General features: G+C 38.8%; 11 protein-coding genes. All 11 read right to left on the bottom strand.

What is annotated here, in order from left to right:
- Positions 1-70: 70 nt before the first annotated feature.
- Positions 71-1,768 carry a RagB/SusD family nutrient uptake outer membrane protein gene (locus CYTFE_RS0123865; protein ID WP_027473879.1) on the bottom strand — a complete coding sequence of 566 codons (1,698 nt, stop codon included), beginning with the start codon at positions 1,766-1,768 and terminating at the stop codon, positions 71-73.
- 11 nt (positions 1,769-1,779) lie between these two features.
- Positions 1,780-4,956, bottom strand: coding sequence for a SusC/RagA family TonB-linked outer membrane protein (locus tag CYTFE_RS0123860; RefSeq protein ID WP_044213280.1), 3,177 nt, complete (start codon positions 4,954-4,956; stop codon positions 1,780-1,782).
- A gap of 222 nt (positions 4,957-5,178) precedes the next feature.
- A complete protein-coding gene (locus tag CYTFE_RS28010) occupies positions 5,179-7,755 on the bottom strand; it encodes a glycoside hydrolase family 2 protein (RefSeq protein WP_052343409.1) in 2,577 nt (858 codons plus the stop codon).
- Positions 7,756-7,777: 22 nt separating this feature from the next.
- A complete protein-coding gene (locus CYTFE_RS0123850) occupies positions 7,778-8,014 on the bottom strand; it encodes an MFS transporter (protein ID WP_027473877.1) in 237 nt (78 codons plus the stop codon).
- Position 8,015: 1 nt separating this feature from the next.
- Positions 8,016-8,417 (bottom strand): glycosyl hydrolase, encoded by a 402-nt coding sequence (locus tag CYTFE_RS0123845; RefSeq protein WP_211238198.1) that lies wholly within the window; start codon positions 8,415-8,417, stop codon positions 8,016-8,018.
- A 95-nt stretch (positions 8,418-8,512) separates the two neighbouring features.
- Positions 8,513-9,352 (bottom strand): sialate O-acetylesterase, encoded by an 840-nt coding sequence (locus tag CYTFE_RS0123840; RefSeq protein WP_027473875.1) that lies wholly within the window; start codon positions 9,350-9,352, stop codon positions 8,513-8,515.
- 214 nt (positions 9,353-9,566) lie between these two features.
- Positions 9,567-13,658, bottom strand: coding sequence for a hybrid sensor histidine kinase/response regulator transcription factor (locus tag CYTFE_RS0123835; protein WP_027473874.1), 4,092 nt, complete (start codon positions 13,656-13,658; stop codon positions 9,567-9,569).
- 46 nt (positions 13,659-13,704) lie between these two features.
- Entirely contained in the window at positions 13,705-14,916 is a 1,212-nt protein-coding gene (locus CYTFE_RS0123830) for a glycoside hydrolase family 27 protein (protein ID WP_027473873.1), read from the bottom strand.
- A 126-nt stretch (positions 14,917-15,042) separates the two neighbouring features.
- Positions 15,043-16,653: a glycoside hydrolase family 43 protein gene (locus CYTFE_RS0123825; RefSeq protein ID WP_027473872.1), complete on the bottom strand. Its 1,611-nt coding sequence runs from the start codon at positions 16,651-16,653 to the stop codon at positions 15,043-15,045.
- Positions 16,654-17,032: 379 nt separating this feature from the next.
- Positions 17,033-19,117, bottom strand: a complete 2,085-nt coding sequence (locus tag CYTFE_RS0123815; protein WP_052343407.1) for a beta-galactosidase — start codon at positions 19,115-19,117, stop codon at positions 17,033-17,035.
- A gap of 315 nt (positions 19,118-19,432) precedes the next feature.
- On the bottom strand, positions 19,433-20,521 hold the full coding sequence (locus CYTFE_RS0123810) for an SGNH/GDSL hydrolase family protein (protein WP_027473869.1): 1,089 nt from the start codon (positions 20,519-20,521) through the stop codon (positions 19,433-19,435).
- Positions 20,522-20,552: the final 31 nt, after the last annotated feature.

The following is a 20,552-nucleotide window of genomic DNA, read 5'->3' as shown; positions in this document are numbered from 1 at the left end:
ACTCACCACCCTACATTTCAACAACATAAACACTCTTCCACGACCACCTCATATCCATCTTTGTGTAATGCTAATTATAGCCAATAGAACCAAAGTCAAAGTCAACTGGATCATCCATTAATCCCGGATTCAACGACAAGTCGACTTCAGGAAATGGAATTACAAAATCAACATCAGAAGGTGTTACAAACAACTCTCTTAGATTCAGGTTCGCATCGTTATCATTTGTATACAAATCATCAAGCCCATCCCAGGAACCCCTATTTTGAGCAGCAATCATTTGCTTAGCCTTTTCTGGTTTATAATAATGTAAACGAACCAGATCGTACCATCGGTCACCCTCGAAAGCTAACTCCAGGCGTCTTTCCTTATCTATATCATCAAAGGTAAATTCGGTTGCATCCACATGATTACCCTGAAGCGCTCTCGCTCTAACAGCATTTAGTGCACTCAGAGCAGCCGCATCTGTTGATGACGCATCATTCCCCAGGACAGCTTCAGCATATATCAGGTAAACGTCAGCCAAGCGAAGCAGATGCGTACTTAAGGGGGTATGCATACGATCCAGGTCACTATACCCCTGCGCCTTTGCATCAGCCAATCGGCCCACAATATGCTTGGCACAATTAGCTCCAGTGCCACTAACAAAGCTCAATGATCCTTTATACATACCTTCTTCTGAGCTATCCCAATTATAGATAAATCCCCCCATCTCAGTCCACCAATAATCATAAGTATCACCCACCATCATCATGGTTGCTTTGCGACGGGTATCTCTGTATTTTCGGGTAAGGCTAGTGGCATCTTCATCAAATTCATTTTGTAAATCGATGGTAGGATACACATATCCACCCCACGACTGCACAGCATCCGAAAAATTCGCCATTGACAAATCTGACTGCAAGGAATTTTGGCTTGTCCATTGTGCTCCAACGGTCCAATGCCATGCGATCAGACTCTCAGTATTAAAATTACCCTTTAATTGAAACAGCTCCTCGTATGCCGGGTGTAAAGATCTACCACTTTGGTCAATAACTAACTTTGCATATTTAGCCGCTTCAGCCAGGTCATCCTCATTGCGGGTGTTATTTTGTCCGTATCCTGCTTTAGTTAGGTATACTTTTGCCAACAAGCCACAAGCACTATATCTATCTATCCTTCCCGCATCATTACTTTCGGGCAACAGCTCTATGGCATCCTTTAATATCAAAGTAATATACTTATAAACATCCTGAATTTTATTTCTTTTTAGGGTAGTAGAAGAGTTACTGGAAATTATTTCGGCATTATCATGTATAATTGGTACAGCACCAAAACAGCGAACCAAATAAAAGTAGCTCATTGCTTTCCAAACCATTGCTTCGCCTTTAACTGTATTTTTAGCATATTGAGTTACTTCCGAACCTGATTTTGTATCAACGTTTTGTATAACGCCATTACAATAAGCGTTCACAGACCATAAAGAAGCAGAAGCATTAGCAATATCCACATCAGAATTATTCAAAGTAAAATTTGTATACCCATCCCCTACATCAAACACAATATTACCAGCCAACACATCCCCTATTTTCATAAAACCGCGTTGAAAGTCGTACCATGGGGAATTATAAATGGTATTAACCGCTTGAAACAACTGATCATCATCTTGATAGAAGCTATCAATTGTATAAGTATCTTCTGCGGCACGATCTAAAAAATCGTCACAAGACACGCCTATGCCCATTATTAAAATGGCAATTATAAAAGTCTTTATATTATATATTTTCATCACTATATATTTTAGAATGAAACATTTAAACCAAAAGTAAACACCTGAGGCGAAGGATAACGGCCATTATCTAAACCAAAGACATTAGGACTTTGAGTACTAGCTCCCACCTCTGGATCGAAGCCACTATAATCGGTAAAGGTGACCAGATTCTCTATACTCGCATACACCCTAGCATTACTGAGGTAAATATGTTTTAGCAGCTGTTTTGAAAAGGTATATCCTAGGGTAATATTCTTGATTCGTATAAAAGACCCATCTTCGATATACCTATCGGATATTCTATCATTGTCATTGGGATCAGTACCTGTTGCCCGAGGAATATGAGTGCTTGGATTAGAAACGCGAACAACACCATCCACTTCCTCTAATATGGCTCTTTTGTTCACCAGTGCTAATTGGTTATTCCATATACTTTTCATATTAGACAGGTTTATGGCTGTATAATTCATTACATCATTACCATACGAACCATTAATAAATATACTTAAATCGAAATTTCTATATGAAAAGACATTATTAAAGCCAAAAGTAAAATCCGGCATTGGAGATCCTATTTTAGTACGGTCATATGAATCAATGATACCATCCGGTTTACCGTCTGGCCCACTAATATCTTTATACTTCATATCTCCTGGATAAACCGTTGAAGCAGCATCAAATGACACTCCATCTGACGGATATGCATTTGTCCTTGGACTATTCTGAATATCATCAATATTTTGATATATACCATCCGTCACATACCCATAGAAATTAAACAAGGGATCTCCCACTTCGGATAAAGAAACCACATCACTCCATTGTCCATACCCTTCAATATGCGCAGATGGAGTTCCATCCAATGCAACTAATTTATTTTTGTTAAAGGAAATTTGAAAATCGGTATCCCATGAAAACGCATTTTTTACATTGTGTGTAGTGACTGAGACCTCCACACCTTTGTTATTGATTTCCCCATAATTTCCCCATGGGGCATTCAGCTTACTGGATTCATTTCCCCGGGTTCCCATATAAGATGGCAATTGGAGTTCCATAAGCATGTCTTTGGATGTTTTATCATATAATTCAACAACCAGATCAACTGTTTTATACAGCGACAAATCCAGACCAACATTAAGTTGCTCCTGCTTTTCCCATTGAATATAAGGGTTGGCAATATTGCTTTGGCGGTATCCTGCTCCCAGGCCCGTTTCCATTTTTGTAATACTAGCACCCCATAAATAACCATCTATATTCTGGTTTCCTACTTGTCCCCAGCCTACACGAAGCTTTGCATTATCAACAGCAGATTCAGCCCACTCCATAAATGGTTCATTGCTAATTCTCCACGACCCTGCAAAAGAATTAAAACCGGCCCATCTGTTCTCTGGTCCAAAATTCGATGAAGCATCTCTACGATGTGTATAGGTCATCATATAACGATTGTCGTAGTTATAACTAAGTCGTCCAAAAAAGGACACATTAGAAGAACTACCAAAACCATACGTGATTTGTGGAATGCCGTCACCCAGTGATGGGTTGTGTATATCATTACTGGGCAAGTTGGTATTATACACACTTTGGTAATCATATTCATTTTCCCAAGTATCCTGACCTATCATTAATGTACCACTATGTTTTCCAAAACTTCGTGCATACGTAAGGTAATTCTTTATTTGCCAATACGTATTTTTATTTTTCTGTGCCCGCATGGAGTTGATTGGTCTTTCCCAGTTTCCATAAACGACTTTAGGTCTAAATACACTGGCATTTGAAAAATCCATATTCAGCGTACCTTCGGTATGTAACACTAGATCCTTCATTATGGTAGCATCAAAGAACAGGGTACTTCCAAAAGAATTTCGTTTCAGCAAATTTTCATCATCCATGGCAATACCTATTGCATTAGGTTGACTGGTTTGTCCTTCTCTAAAGATGGTTGCATAAGACCCGTCCATATTATAGATTGGCATATCCGGAGTTGTTTGCAAAGCAATTCTGATAATTCCCGATTCAGAATCGGCCAAACCTAGATGTTCATCTGTTTGCGAGAAATTGATATTCACCCCTATTTTCAACCAATCTTTTAACTGAGCATCCAAATTGGTTCTCATCGAAAAACGCTCAAACTCAGTTCCAACAATTGTTCCCTCCTGGTTCAAATATCCCCCTGACACATAATATTTCAATTTATCACCACCGCCGGATGCACTCATCTGATGCTGTTGAATGGATGCCAATTGAAAAATCGCATCCTGCCAATCGGTTCCATGTCCTAGCAGTGAAACATCTTCAAATTCCGCACGTTCGTCATTTCTAAAAGATTCCTCGGCAACCGCCTGACTATAAGCCGCAAATTCCTTCAGATTCATCACATCAACCCGTGTATCCTGATGCTGAACGCCATAGGAACCGTTATATTCGAATTTGGCATCGCCTTTTTTTCCTCTTTTGGTGGTAATAATAATAACACCGTTTGCCCCCTGCGAACCGTAAATAGCCGTTGCAGAAGCATCCTTCAAAATCTCCATAGACACAATATCGCTTGGGTTAATTTTGGAGAGAGGTGAAACGCCCGATGTAGGAGAATTACCTAAGGCATCGGCCAATCCCAGGTCATGCCCCCCTGTTTTTGTATTTTGCATAGGTACACCATCTATCACATACAGCGGATCAGCACCAGCATTTATTGTACTCTGCCCACGTACACGAATACTCACAGCCCCTCCCGGCTGACCCGATGTAGAAACAGCAGACACCCCTGCAGCCCGTCCGGTTAATGCCTGGTCGAGATTAGCTAAACCGGCTGATTTTAATTTATCCGCATTTAATGATACGGAGGCACCAGAAAGGTCGCTCTTTTTCATCGTTCCATAACCCACCACTACCACTTCATCTATATCTGACACCTCAGGTTTTAATTGAATATTTACCTGTGTTAGCATAGTAACATCAACGCTTTGGTCGGTAAAACCAATAAAAGAAAATTGCAGCGTAACATTTCCCTGAGGAACAGCCAAACTAAAGTTACCATCTACATCAGTAATAGTACCGGTAGTAGTTCCTTCCATACGGATAGATACACCTGGCAAAGGTTCATTTGTATCATCCGTTACTGTACCAGTTATTGTTCTGTTTTGACCCACTATTACTTGGGTAATAAAAAACATCACAATAACAGTAAAGAGTCGCAGATTTGTTTTCATAAAAACTGTTTTAATTAATGATTTTACACTCTAATTGTACATGATACACTAAGTAAAATTTAAACAAGAAACACTACAACAGACACGCTTATCATCTGCTATAGTTTTTTAGATACTTTTTTTGTCCTTAAAAATATGTACTTGTCTTGCCTTAATAATATAACCAATACAATTAAGTATTCCAAAGATATGTTGCTCTATGTGAAATAGTGTGTTAATTTGTTAACGCCTTATGTACCTAAAGTTAACTCCTTCCACATCCAGTGGATTATTATGCCTTAAAACCCTGATACGCTGCACTTCACCCGGCAAGAGATCGAAATAATTATCGTCCAAAACAAAGGCCGACTGATCATCATATAAATATAAATTACGAACTAGGGTATTGGATTTCACATTTAAGTAGGTTTCCCCCTGTGCTTCTTCAATAGAAAGCTCTATTTGAGGCACATTGAGTCTTAAATCCTTAGTATGTACCAAGTAATGCAATCTGGAAGTGATCATTTCTCCATGACTCTCCAACCTAAAAACGAAGAAACACGACTCCTTATTAAAATTCTTGATTTCTTTGGTATCTAATGATAGTAACAATGCACTTGTATTCTCTTGAATAACAATATTATTATTTTTCTCATACAGCACATGCCCATCCATATCCATACATTGTATATTGAGTGTTGCTTCAACATCACTTTGTAAATCAGAAACCACATAAACAGCCACTGAATCCGATTTATTAACAGCACTAATAAGTACTGGCTCAAAGGCCTTTTTAACTGCATAATGCGCTGCTTTCCACTTATGATAGTAATCTGTACTACTCCAGCTGGCAACGGGCCAGCAATCATTGATTTGCCAGTACAAGGATCCCATACAGTAGGGCATTGCTCTGCGATGCGCTTCAATAGCCATTCCAATTCCCTTTGCCTGAAGTACTTGACTCAAATATAAAAATTCCTCAAAGTCATCCGGCACTTGATAATACCAACTCAAATAGCTTTTAATACGAAGATTACCGATACCACTGCGTTGATGAGCAGTCATCACATCTGATTCAATATCGTAATCTGCAGGAATTGCATAAGATTGTACCGACTTAAAATCAGGAAAAGACTGAAAACCATATTCGCTCATAAAGCGCGATTTATATTTATCAAAATCCTCAAAACGATGTAAAGCATGCCACACACCCCAATAATGGGTATCACCCGATGTTGATTCATAGCTGGCATGATTCTGGGGTTCATACCCTGCTTGCGGAGAAGAAGGCCAGTAATCAAGTTCAGTCAAATCTTCTACAACCTCAGGTAAAACACCATGAAAAATATCGATATATGCGTGATTCATTTCTTGTTGCTGCTCCTTTGTATAACGCTCTTTCCAGCCCCATCCTCCTGCACTATAATAATGCCAAGCCGTATTAATTTCATTATTACCACACCACAAAACGATAGACGGATGATTACGAAGTCTGGTGACATTATCGATAGCCTCCTGTTTAATATTCTGCAACATAGCATCGTTTCCGGGATACATGGAACAAGCAAACATAAAATCCTGCCAAACCATGATTCCATTACGGTCACATAAATCATAAAAATAGTCATCTTCATATATTCCTCCTCCCCATACGCGCAACATATTCATGTGGGCCTGAACGGCATCATCCACCACCTTGTCATAATCCTTTGGTGTCACCCTGGGTAAAAAAGAATCATTGGGAATATAATTGGCCCCTTTTGCAAAAACCCGGACTCCATTTAGCTCAAACAAAAAAGATTCTCCGTCCTTATCTGGTTCTCTGACTAATTTGACAGAGCGCAGGCCAACAGATACTTTCTGTGTAGAAACAGCACCTTCCTTTACTTTTACCTGCACCTGGAAATCATACATATTAGGATCTCCCAATCCATTACTCCACCACAGGTTAGGATGCAATATTTCAAAAGGAATAACAACCTTATTAAGGCCATTTTTTAACACCACCTTTGTATTGGCAGCAATAACATCTCCGTTTTCATAGCTTATACTTACTTCTGCCTCAGTTTCTTTAAGTACTTTTATATTTGTCTCCACAAGCAATTTGGCCAATTCAGAAGTAACTACCGGTTGCCGTATAAAAACAGACTCAATATTTACCCTACTCCAACTTCTCAGTTCCACTTTTCGCCAAATACCGGAGGTAACAAAGCGGGGCCCCCAATCCCAACCATAGTGATAACCCGCTTTTCGGGTAAACACGGAAATTTTCTTTTCTCCCAGGCCTCCATTTTCTGACTGATCATTATTTGCAGGATAGGCATAAGCCGACTGATCATACAGCTCTAATCCTTTTTTAATGGGCGAATGCAGGTATACCTTAAGCTGATTCTTCCCTTCCTTTAGAAAGTCTTTCACCTCCACCGACCATGTTCGGTGCATATTATTCGCCTTTAATACTAGCTTTCCGTTCAAATACACATCGGCATAAGTATCCAAGCCTTTAAAATTCAGCACAGAAACATCCTTACGAAGCGTTTCTATATCCACATCAAAAGTGGTTTTATAAATCCAGTCTTTCTTATCAATCCATTGCAAGTCCTTTTCATTGGTTCTATAAAATGGATCTTCAATCTGACCATTATGAAGTAAGTCGGTATGAATGGTTCCCGGAACCGTTGCATTACCGGTATGTGTTCCATCCACTTCTTGGTAAGTCCAACCCTTATTAATTTCCAATACAGACATAGAACCTTCGCCTTGCTGTACACAACCATTAAATAGGCATAAACAAAATACAAATACAGTAATATTCTTCATGTTAGATTTTTAGGGATTATCACTATTTACTTCTCAACTCTAAATCATTTATAATGCCTTCTACTTTTTGGTCGCTCAACGGATAAAACATGATGGCCAAACCAGACAGAAGAGCGGCTGCACCAGGCACAAAACTCATCATGTATTTAATACCCTGAATGGTATGCGCTGATTGTTCCACATTGGCCTCAAAACCATAAAAAGCCAACAGCCATAAAGTAACAGAACCACCGATGGTCCAGCCAAGCTTTTGAGACATACTAGAGGCTGAAAAAATAAGCCAACATATCCAGATCTCTTTTAAAAGCCTCATGATAAATTCCTCCCGGAATTATCTTTTCCACCACATGCTTTTCTGTACTCCACGAATCGGCTCTATCTATAACAGAGAAAGGATGCCAGCTAAAGGTATTCACTCCACCCTGCCGGAAGGCCTTCACTGCATATTTTCTAATATTCTCAAATAATACATTATCCAGATTAGCGCTTGCTCCTTTTTCAATGCCTCCCAATTCCCATCCAAACAGCGCCGGATAATCACCTGCCACGCGCTTCACATCAGATTCACCAGGAACATCATTCCAACTGATACCATAAGCATAGGTATCTTGGTGACCAAACAAAACGCCTTCACCTTTCATAGCTATCAGGAGATCGAACAATTTTTGTTTTCGCTATGTTCTTCTTGCTTTGTTTTACAACCAGCCAAGATGAATAGCACAATGTAACAAGCTAAAAATACTCTCATACGATCATTTTACTTATGTTTAGCACCCTTCAATTGCAACATCTTTTCAGCATATCTATTACCTAAAACCCGATAACCTTCGACATTAAAATGCACACTATCCGCTTTTGCTGTACATCCTCGCGACGAAACCACATGGGCGGTTTTAACCACCTCAGGTAAGGTGGCTATAATTTCGTTCATACTTGCACAGCTACCATGTTGTTCCTGGTGAACCACTTCACCTGCCAATAGTGGCACTTGTTTGGCTTTTAAATGTAAATCTTTCAACATATCATTATATATCTTTTTTACATACCAAGGCCATTGAGTATCGCCTGTGTTTGTTTCACCTTGATGAAGAAGAATTCCCTTAATAACACCATCACCTTGCGCTTGTCTCGCCAGCGATATCAGATGATGATAAGGATTCCCACCATAAGCCTGCACCTTTTCAACAAACCACTGATCGGTATAGGTACTGTCATAATTCATGTAAATATCCTTATCAAACAACCTGATATCACAGCCTCCAATGGCCACATTAATAACACCAATGGTAATATCATGAGGCAAATTATCCAGCATGGTTCGGCCAAAATAATCAACTGGCGACAATCCCGAATAGCATTGGCATAAGGGGGCTACTGCAGGATACCATTTTGCCTTTTCTCTATTTAAGTTGGAACAATCGATAGCTTGCATCACTTTAAATCGACTATTGGCCACACTATCTTGCTCTTCGATACGACCCTGACCTTCCATATTGGACTGCCCAAAACATAGATAAATGTAAAAATGAGGGTCTTGCGAAAAACCTTGTTTGTAAAAGAAAAACAGACACAATAAAACCAATACTTTAAATTTCATTTTAAATATATTTATATGAGTAATTTCAACATTCTCATCACTGTTGATGAACATCTATCCAATCATTCTACCTCCTTGTAGAATTCCTCTTGTTTTATAAACAATTCAAAAGTAAGCATGGGCAGTATATCTCAGCTGTCTATAATGTTTCTGAAGGGTGCTAATATGTTAAAAGGCGAGTTTAATCCGAAAAGTAAACGCTCAGTACTTGCGTTTATTTCTTATTGTGTGAAGGTACAGCGTGTGCTTTTACATAAGCGGTGGGTAACATTCCGTACTCTTCTTTGAAGTATTTACTAAAATAACGTGGGCTGTTAAAACCAACGGCATAGGCCACCTCTGCGATGCTCATTTGACTCTTCTCCAACAGTTGCGCACCGCGTTTTAAACGGATAATACGGATAAATTCAACGGGAGACTTTCCGGTAATTGCGGTTAGCTTTTTATACAAATGAACCCGACTCATCCCTAACTTTTTACTAAATTCTATCACACTAAAATCAGGTTCTGCTATATTTTCTTCAACCAGTTCAATGGCTTTTTTCATTAACTTCTCATCCATTGAAGTAATATGAACCTCGCTGGGATTTATTTCAATTGTTTTTTGAAATTCTTTTTGCATCTCACTTCTTTTTTGAAGCAAGCTATTAATTCTCAATATCAACAATTCCATATTAAACGGCTTGGTAATATAGTCATCTGCTCCATATTCCAATCCTCTAATTTTGTCTTCATCGGCTGTTCGGGCAGTCAACAATATCATCGGAATATGTGATGTTTTGATATCCGCTCTAAGCATTCGGCATAGGTCAAGACCATCTTTATTGGGCATCATCACATCGCTGATAATTAAATCAGGCATTTTTTGTTGCACCATTTCATAGCCAATCTCACCATCAGCGGCTTCCAATACCGTAAACTGATCATAGAGGGCATCTCTCATAAATGTTCTAAAATCATCATTATCCTCTACCAGGAGTACCAAAGGCTTTCCCTTTATACTTACATTCTTTTCTGAGTCCAGTGCGTGCTGCTCACTTTTACTCATTACATTTTCTTCGTTATCTTGGCTAATTTCAACAGGTAAACGCACGGTAAATGCAGCCCCTTCGCCTTCCGTACTTTCAACCGCAATGGTTCCTTTATGGAGCAGCACCATTTCTTTGGCAAGGTTGAGTCCAATTCCACTTCCGGACAAACCCAGTTTTTGATTATATGCCGATTGATAAAAACGTTCGAATATCTTATCCATATCCTCTTTCCTAATTCCAATACCATTGTCTTTGATGAGAATACAAACCATATTTAACTGTTGATCCACATTCAGCTTAAGCTTTACCATACCTTTAGGTGGCGTAAACTTTAATGCATTGGACAATAAATTCATGATAACCTTCTGCAGTTTATCACTATCAAAATTAAACATAAAAGAATCCTTGTCATGAAGAAACTGAAAATCAATATTCTTTTTCTCAAAAGCTTCTTGAAAATTACCAATTACACCATGCAAGAAGCTAACAATATCTCCATACGAAGGGTTATAACGCATTCCATGGAGTTCCAGTTTTCTAAAGTCCAGTAACTGATTCACAAGTCTAAGCAAGTGATGAGCATTCCGGTCTATGACCTCCAATAATTTTCGATTGGCCATTGAATTATCTTGCGCCAACAATTTATGAAGAGGAGTTAAGATAAGCGTCAAGGGGGTTCTGAATTCATGACTTACATTGGTTAAGAATCGCAATTTCATTTCATCCATTTCATGATTTTTTTTGGACAATAAGCGTTCCTGTTCAATCGAGAACTTCAGACGTTCTTTACTTAATGCTGAAAAACGATAATAAATCAGTATAAGAAAGAAGAAGAGGCCGTACATAACATAAGCGATCGGCGTTGCATAAAAAGGAGGCAATACACTAATCTTTAGCGACGTATAATCATCCCCCCATACACCATCATTGTTGGATGCTTTTACTTTAAATACATATTCACCTGCATTTAAATTCGTATAGCTCACCCTAGGCTGCACATTATTCAAGGTTAACCATTCCTCATTAAACCCTTCAAGCTTGTATTTATAATTAATCTTTTCAGGTATAAAGTAGTTCAACGCTGCAAAATCAATAGAAAACACATTCATGGAATGCTTTAATACAATTTGCTTTGTCGTGGTAATAGACTCATCCAGTAGTTTTACATTCCTGATGATATGATCTGGCAAAACATTTTGATTATACACCTGCAAACCAGTGAGCATGACTTTACACAAGGCTTTATTACTCTTGATATTCTTTGATTTAAACAAGTTGAAACCATTTACTCCTCCAAAAAGCAATTCGTTATTCTTTGTTTTATAGCCCGCATTAGGATTAAACTCATTGGCTTGAAGACCATCTGCCTCTGTAAAATGATAGATATGAAAATTATATTCCTTATCCCGGGAGGATTTATGGACAATTATTTGACTCAGACCAGTTGATTTACTAACCCAAATCGTTTGAAACTCATCTTCCACAATACAGTTCATAATATGCTCCGGCAATCCATCCTCTCGTGTAAACGCCTTAACATAAGACGAATGCGGATCAACAACGATCAACCCTTCATTCGTAGCCAACCAATATAATCCTCTTGAATCTTCAAAGACTGCATTGACCACTTTATTGACAAAGCTCAAGCCCTCGTTAAGCCCAGGAATCCTTTTATAGCGCTGTTCCTTGGTATCATACAAAAAAGCACCATAGGCAGTTCCTACTAACACATTTCCATTGGCTAGCTGATGTAAATCGGCAATATACTTAGTAGGTATATTGAACTGTCCATTATTATGCAATGGATAAAAAAGGTCCTTATCTTTATCGTAAATCTCTATTCCTCCACCATTGGTACCTATCCAAATCTGATGATCCTTATCTTCAATAATAGACCAAATATTATCATTCATTAATCCGCTATTCCAATGCGTTTTAAATTGATATCTTTTAAAATGATGCCCATCAAAGCGGTTGACACCACCGGCATATGTTCCAATCCAGAGATTTTCCTGACCATCAATAAAGAGGCTCATCACCACATTGCTACTTAAAGATAAAGTATCATACTTATTGTATTTGTAAGTCTTATAAGTATTTAATGCTCTGTTATAATAAACCAGCCCTCCTCCGTTGGTTCCAATCCATAAGTTACCAATTTTATCCTCCAGGAAACAATTTACATCATTAAAAGGCAAACTATTACTATCCGACAAAAGGTTTCTGTAATGCTGAAACTTATGGATACTCTCGTGATAATAACTCACACCGTTTTTATTGGTTGCTGCCCAAATAATATGGTTATCATCAACATACAAATCGGTAACAGAATTACCTGCTATGCTTTTGTCGTTATCTGATTGATGTTTCAGCTTCACAATTTCACCAGAGTATTTATTGATGATATTGATTCCTCCATGATCTGTAGCTACCCACATTAAGCCCTTATCATCTTGTATTACCTCATAAATAATATCACTGCTTAAGCCTCTATTTCCTTTATTCTTACTGTAATTAGTCCATTCTCCGGACAATGAATTATAATGAAAAACACCATTGTTATTACCATAAAACCAAATATCATTCTCTTTATCAACAAAGATGCCTGGTGTCAAGCTTCCTCCTTCCGCTTTACCCAATAAAAAATCGTTTGTAAATAAAAGATCAAATGTAAGCTCGTCATAGCACTCAATACGGCCATCACTAAACAGATAATAATAGGCATTGTTGGCATGTTTAAAATCTATCAATGGCGTCTCTTCCTTTATTGTTGATTGGAACTTATCCTCCAGTACATGCTTATCTCTATTCCATTTCTGGTAATAGCGTTGATGGTATGTCTTTATCCAAATTTCCTTATTACGATCACAATAAATCCCTTCTATATAAAGTGCTCCCGGCTTAATACCCAAATATTTATTGATATCCAGGCAAAATTTTTCCTTGTGAATATTATAAACAAAAAAAGCAGTTCCTGTTTGAATCAACAAGTTACCGCTGGCGTCTTCCTGAATTTTTATGATATAATTATTGGGCAATGAAGTAGAATCATTTGAATCGTGTTTATAATTAACGACCCGCACACCATCATATCTGCTTAAACCTGCCTTTGTCCCTATCCATATAAAACCTCTCGATCCTTTATGTATACAGGTAATTCGGTTACTCACCAAGCCATCAGCACTATTCACCTGTAAAAATGAATACTGCTGTTGTCCAGCTACCTCCAAAAGCAACATCAATGATATGGTGAGCGTAAGAATAAATTTATTCATAATAGCATCAACTAAGCAATACAATTCACTTTGCCCTCTAACAAACTTACTTATTATTTGGCTCAAGACGAAGCATTAACACATCATGTCCTTTAATATTTGATTTTAAAAATGACTGGGTGTTACCCAAATCCTTATGATGGTACAAATCACGTATTTTATAGATATTCTTATTTAGTTCCAGTGCCCTGCTCGACAAATCATCTTTAACAGGGTGCTTATTCCAATCGTAATTAATTTGAATATCTTTCTTAGCCATATTCACAAAAGCCAATGCCCACTCACCATTGGCTAGAGGTTTAGCCCATATCTCCATATCTCCCTCATCTGAATGACAATAGGCCTGTATACCTAAAGAGTCCTGATTAACAGCAATTACTTCTTCATTCGTTAATATCTCAATCGTTTCCTGTGCTGCAGAACGCAGATCATTACCCATGATTAAAGGTGAGGCTAGCATTGCCCACAGGCTAAAGTGCACACGATCTTCTGCAGCCGACATACCATTGCCCACTTCCATCATATCAAAATCATTCCAATGGCCAGGACCGGCATATTGACGGATATCTTTTCGTAATTTAACAATAGGCCACACGCCAAGAGACGACCATGTTCCATGACCAACCGTACAATCCCAACAATTAATAATATCGCCCGTCACACGCCACATATGCCCCATTTCTTCGCCCCATTTCCAGGGCTCATGATCGCCCCATTCACAAATACTGAATAAAATAGGTCGTCCTGTTGCATACAAAGCATCACGCATCGTTTCGTATGCACCTTTGGCATTCAGGTTTTCGGTATTACACCAGTCATATTTCAAAAAATCAACACCCCATTGTGCATATCTTTTGGCATCTTGATATTCAAAGCTTCGACTACCGGGGTATCCTGCACAGGTTTTGTTTCCGGCACAATTATAAATCCCAAACTTCAGTCTTCGAGCATGTACATAATCAACCACTTTCTTCATCCCATTGGGGAATTTATTCGGATCGGCCACCAGGTTATTATCCTCATCCCTTTCTTTGGCCATCCAACCATCATCCAGCACTAGATATTCATAACCAGCATCACGCAATCCTAAATCCACAAATGCATCTGCCATGTCCATTACCAATTGCTCATTAATTTCTGTGCCGAACGTATTCCAACTATTCCAGCCCATAGGAGGTGTTAAAGCAATATTTTGTACTTTCTGTCCCCAACCTATTAACGAACTTAACACCAACAATAAAGTAGCTATCTTTTTCATATGTTTATATTTTTCTTTCAAAAGTCATATGGAACTCGCCAGAAATAATCATCCCTCTGTGTGTGAAGCTATTCTCATGGCTCGTTTCATATGATTTTAATTAAATTTTCAATGGCCATATAGAACTCACAAACCCTTATACTCAAACCAATCAAAGATGGCCCAATTATCAGATTCTTTACCATTACTACTTGCATACATACCTATCCCAGGCCCATTGAATTGAGTATTGCCATGACCATCAGCAATCACTACTAAACTCTGCATACCTCCAATGGGTTTCAAATTATGCAACGATTTCCCTATACTAAACTGAACTTTCAAACCGCTTCCCTCCACATGCAAATAAACCTCTTTGCTTTTGTATGGCAACCGTTCTACGACTTCATTGTTTCCTTCAAAAGACTTTATGAGAACCAAACCCTCATCATCTTTCATCAACTTATAATTGTTTTCATTGGTTCTATACAAGGTAATACCTGCTTGCTCATGATGTTTGGATGTACGAAAGCTCATTTTAGTAGTCATCTCAAAGCAATGATGCTGAACACGCTGCAACAAAACAGATGAGTTAACCAAGCTATCCATCACCTGTTTTCTAAGCCTTAATCGTAATTTTCCCTCATCCACCCTATAAAATGTCTCTTGAGGAGTACGGATGGTACACCATTTCATCCCAAGAGATTCTCCTTGGAAATCATCTCTCGTCGCGTCTTCTTCCACAGGTGTCCAAGGTAAATCCGGTCGTAGTTGTTCCATTAACACCTTTCCTTCACCGGGGTTAAAAATAGGAGTTTGACCTTCAAAGATTACTTTCGAAAGGAAGGTCTCTCTACCCAAGGTGGTTTCTTTATGGATGCGACGTTTACCCAACATTATACACCACCACTCGCCATTTTGAGTCTGTATCAGGTCTCCATGCCCAATGGCATGCAACGGATAATCTTCGCCCAAATGACGATGGGTCATCACAGGATTGATATAATCAGAAACATAAGGTCCATTGATCGAATCGCTATGATGAGCTGTTAATGCATGATACAGTCCTGTTCCACCCTCCGAAACCAACAATAGATATTTGTCCTTTACTTTATATATATGTGGCCCCTCGGTATATGATGCATTATTGGCATGTCCATTCGTTAAGTAATAACGATCACCTACCAACTTCTGTTGTTGTAAATCTAATTCTTGGTTAAAAACGACCGTTTGCGTAGGCCACTCTTCCTTTTCTACTCCCGTCATGCCCGTATAGTAACAAGTACCATCCTCATCCCAATACAGCGAGGGATCAATACCCGGTGCATCAGTTAGCCATATCGGGTCAGACCACGGTCCTGCAGGATTACTGGCAGTTATATAGAAATTCATTTTACACCCCACACAGGTATTAACAATATAAAACAGACCATCATGATAGCGTATGGTTGGCGCAAACAGACCCAACTTATCAGGCAAACCATCTAAATTCACCTGATCAGGCCTATCAATAGCATGCCCTATTAATTTCCAGTTCACCAAATCTTTACTGTGATATATTGGCAAACCTGGAAACCACACAAAGGTTGAATTCACCAAATAATAATCATCCCCCACCCTACAAATAGAAGGATCAGGGTGAAAACCTGCCAGAATAGGATTCTTAAAGGTCGTAGGAAGCTCCTGCGCAGCAAGCCACCCAAGCATACACCACAACCATACGATGATCACACTCCATTTCTTTAATATCTTCTTCATTATGCTTGTATTTAATATGTTTATATTTTAATACATTGTCATATAAAACTCACCCAAACGAATCGTACTCCTGTTTGTCTAATTAGTGGCTGCAAGAAAACGACTGATTTTTCTGTCTTTGATAAGAAAGCTTCAAAGACAAGGCTTTCGATATTTTTGAAACCAAGGAGTTTACTGATTGTAAATGACTGTTTCAAAAATGAGAATAACGCAGTATTTGGAGTTTTCTTGCAAAGACTAATTATTGACACTGGCCATACTACTATCATATCATATTGTAGTCCAAAAATAGATTTAACAATTCGGTTGTACCTACGATTATGTTTTTGATATATGATCAAAATGATAAATACCATCACTTCCAGAATACCAATGATGATCATATGCCTTCATCAACCATCCACACAGCCACATCTGCTGGTTTTAGGATGCGATCTCCCACCAAATAATGACCTGCATACTGTAAAATATAGTCCTCTGAAGAATAGTTAACCGCCACCATAAAACCATCTCTATAACCTACAAGAACCCCTTCAGGATAACTTTCAACACCTACTTTACTTTGTTCATAAGCATTCCTTATCACATCCCTCTCCAGAAGGCCATCGCAAGACACCACTCCCAAATACCACACTTTTCCACGTCCTATTTCATTGGATATTACGCACGCGGTCCCCTGAAAGAACTGATCATCATAACTAGCCAGGACTCCGGCATGCTCATAAGGCCTCATATGTTCGCCCCATGCACTCCAGGAATACGCTTTACCATTCATCATGATACTACCCGTTTTTCCTTTAGGCAGCATATCAAAAGAAGTAAGCTCACCTCCAATCAGGCTATTCATAATGCCAGACAAGTTATCTTCCCACAGATGTGCATTTTTATTTTTGGCACCTGTCCGTGCACTAATAATCAGCTTTCCTCCCTGACGTACATACGCTTTCCATTTTTCCACCAAAGCCTCATCAACCATTTCATAGGCAGGAACTATTAAAAAGGGATATTCATTAAAATCATCCTGCTCTGAGATAAAAGAAACAGGAGCTCCCAGGGAATGCAAAACTTGCTGATAGCGCTGCATATGTTTCCATGTATTCCACTGATTAGTTTGTTTCTGCCGTTCCAGACTCCACAGATTATCAAAGGACCACAAAATAGCTGCTTTTCGTTGCTGTAATTTTTTCGGCATTGTCAAATGAGGTTGATACAATTCACGCAGACGTTTGATTTCCTGTATGACTTGGACATATTCCTTGCCTCCCTGACTCAAACTAAGCCCATCGGTGGAGGTAATACCATGATGATACTGTTCCGCTCCGTATAACACTTGTCGGTAACGATAAGTACAGGCAAAAGAATTGGAAGCGGCAAAACAATGCCATAACCACATACGCACAGTTCCTGGCTGAAGCAATGCATTATACTGTGCCCAATTTACCTGTCCCGGTTGCAGCTCCATAACGCCTGACGTACCATTTAGCGATGGGTAATAATCATTGGCAAACATCAATACAGAATAATCACCCAAACGAAAACCCAACTCCCCCAAGTTAGCACTTCCATAATTCGGATAAGCAGTAAAAGAAGCGAAATCCATTTGCTGGCTTCTTCCAGGATCAGACTGGCTTCCCTTTGCCACATAGTTTGTTGTGACAAATTGATATTTCGCGATATGTTTGCGCAACTCATGCGCCTGCAGATCCAGATAAGCCGCCTGTGTATCAGCCGTAAATCTTTTATAATCCAACAAAGCAATAGGATTCACACCCCACCAACCTACATTGGAGGCATTATGAATCCTAACCTCATCGATAGAAGCATAGCGCTGACTCCAAAATGCGGTTCCCCAAGCTTCATTTAATATCTCCACGGAACCATACTTATCCTTTAACCACAATCGAAAGGCTTGTTGAGCTGCTTCACTATAATCTTCCTTTGCCTCAGGCTCATTATCTATCTGCCAGCCCATTACCGTTTTACAGTTCCCATAGCGCCTGGCCATAGCCGTTACAATGCGCTTTGTATATTCCTTTACCCAAGGATTTGATAAGGATAAATTGGCTCTTGTTCCATGCTCTTTTCGCTGATAGTTGGCGTCCATCATATAAATATCAGGATATTTCTCACCTAACCAAACCGGAGGACAAGCTGTTGGCGTTCCCAATATTATTTTAAGACCATTTGCTTCAGCCAGTTCTACCATTCGATCGAGCCATGAAAAATCAAATTGTCTTTCGGTTGGTTCCATCTGCGCCCAGGCAAATTCTGCCATGTGAATAAATTCAAAACCGTGTTTAGCAATATTTTTCACATCTCGCTCCCACTGATCAGGCGACCAATGTTCAGGATAGTAATAAACCCCAACAGACATTAAGTCTTTTTTTGGAAAAAAATTCTGAGCTAATATGGAAGAACATACTCCCACCAAAAACATAGCTACTATCAACCTCTTTTTGATCATAATCATATCTTAAATCATTACAGTTCCCTACAACTCCACTGTCACAAAACTACCACTTGCACAGCAATTAAGAATGTATGTTTTGTTTACAAATTGTACAAAAATGTAAACAGCGGTGCCAATGCACCGCTGTTTAATTAGAACTTCGTTATGAGAATTGAAAAGTACCATTCATCAACGATTTATTATGAAGGATAATACCACTATGAAGAATGGGAACGAGTTAGCCGACAGGCTGCTTGGCAACAATTCTAATACGTAATAGATTTTGAAATGATTTTTCTTTTTTTGAAAACATACATTACCCAAAGCCGGTTACCATGCAATATTTTGATCAATAAAGCCAATCAATTGATTTGCCATGGCATGATGTTCATCCACCTTAGGATGCCCTCCTGTATTTTTAAAAGGGAAGAAACAGGTATACATCCGATCATCGTTTAATTGGTTCACAGCCGCCTGGATATAACCAGGCCACAAGGAACCTTCTATGGTCGCATCCATATTACCCAAAGCACAGATAATATACGATTGAGGATGTTTAGTTCGTAAAGAAGCAATAAAATTTTTATAGGCATTAATGATAAAATCCTCATTGGGTTTTTTCGTACCAAATCGACTAATAAACTGCTCATAATTAGGCCTATTAACGATCCACGAATCATTTTGAAAAAGATTTACAACCACAATATCTGGCGTATATTGAGAAAAATCCCAAACGGAGGTTGAATCAGTTGCATCTATTCTATCGAACATCTCTGACATAATCATTGGAAACCAGCTAACCGTTATCCCAATTCCACTTTTAGCAATGCAGTGATATTGCGCATTGTAATGACGAGCGGTGATAGCACCATAGGCCTCATAGTTATTCTGAAAGTATCCAAACGGACGATCTTTCCCGGTAAAATCTTCGTTGCCATATCCACAAGTAATAGAATTACCATAAAATGCCATTTTCCGTTTTTTGGGCGCAGGTGACGGCAATAGTCGTCCCCCTTTTTCTATTGTAAACCCATAAAAGAGAGTTTGACCTTTATCCCATTCTGTTCGTTTAAAAAGCTGAATTGTATGTTTGCCTTTGGGCAAACCCGAGGCCAATACATAGGCATGTTTCAAGGTGTCAATATGTATTTTAGATACCACTTCACCATCCAGAATTACATTATAATAATTGGCAGTATCCATATCCTGCAACAAGGCTGACACTCCTGTTCCTTTAAATTGCATTGTAACAGATGTTCCTGACCAAGAAAAAACAGCGGCATCCGCCCCATACTCAATCCTACCTTCATAATTCAAATCCGGATTATCAAATTGAATATTTTGTTCCTGCTCAGAACAAGAAATTAAAAAAATAAACATTAGATATATGGTAATACCTAAACTGAATCGATGTTTCATTATATATATGTTTTTAATTAAGTATCAAAAT

The sequence above is a fragment of the Saccharicrinis fermentans DSM 9555 = JCM 21142 genome (assembly GCF_000517085.1).
Taxonomy (GTDB): domain Bacteria; phylum Bacteroidota; class Bacteroidia; order Bacteroidales; family Marinilabiliaceae; genus Saccharicrinis; species Saccharicrinis fermentans.
This window is presented reverse-complemented; position numbering and strand designations above follow the sequence as displayed.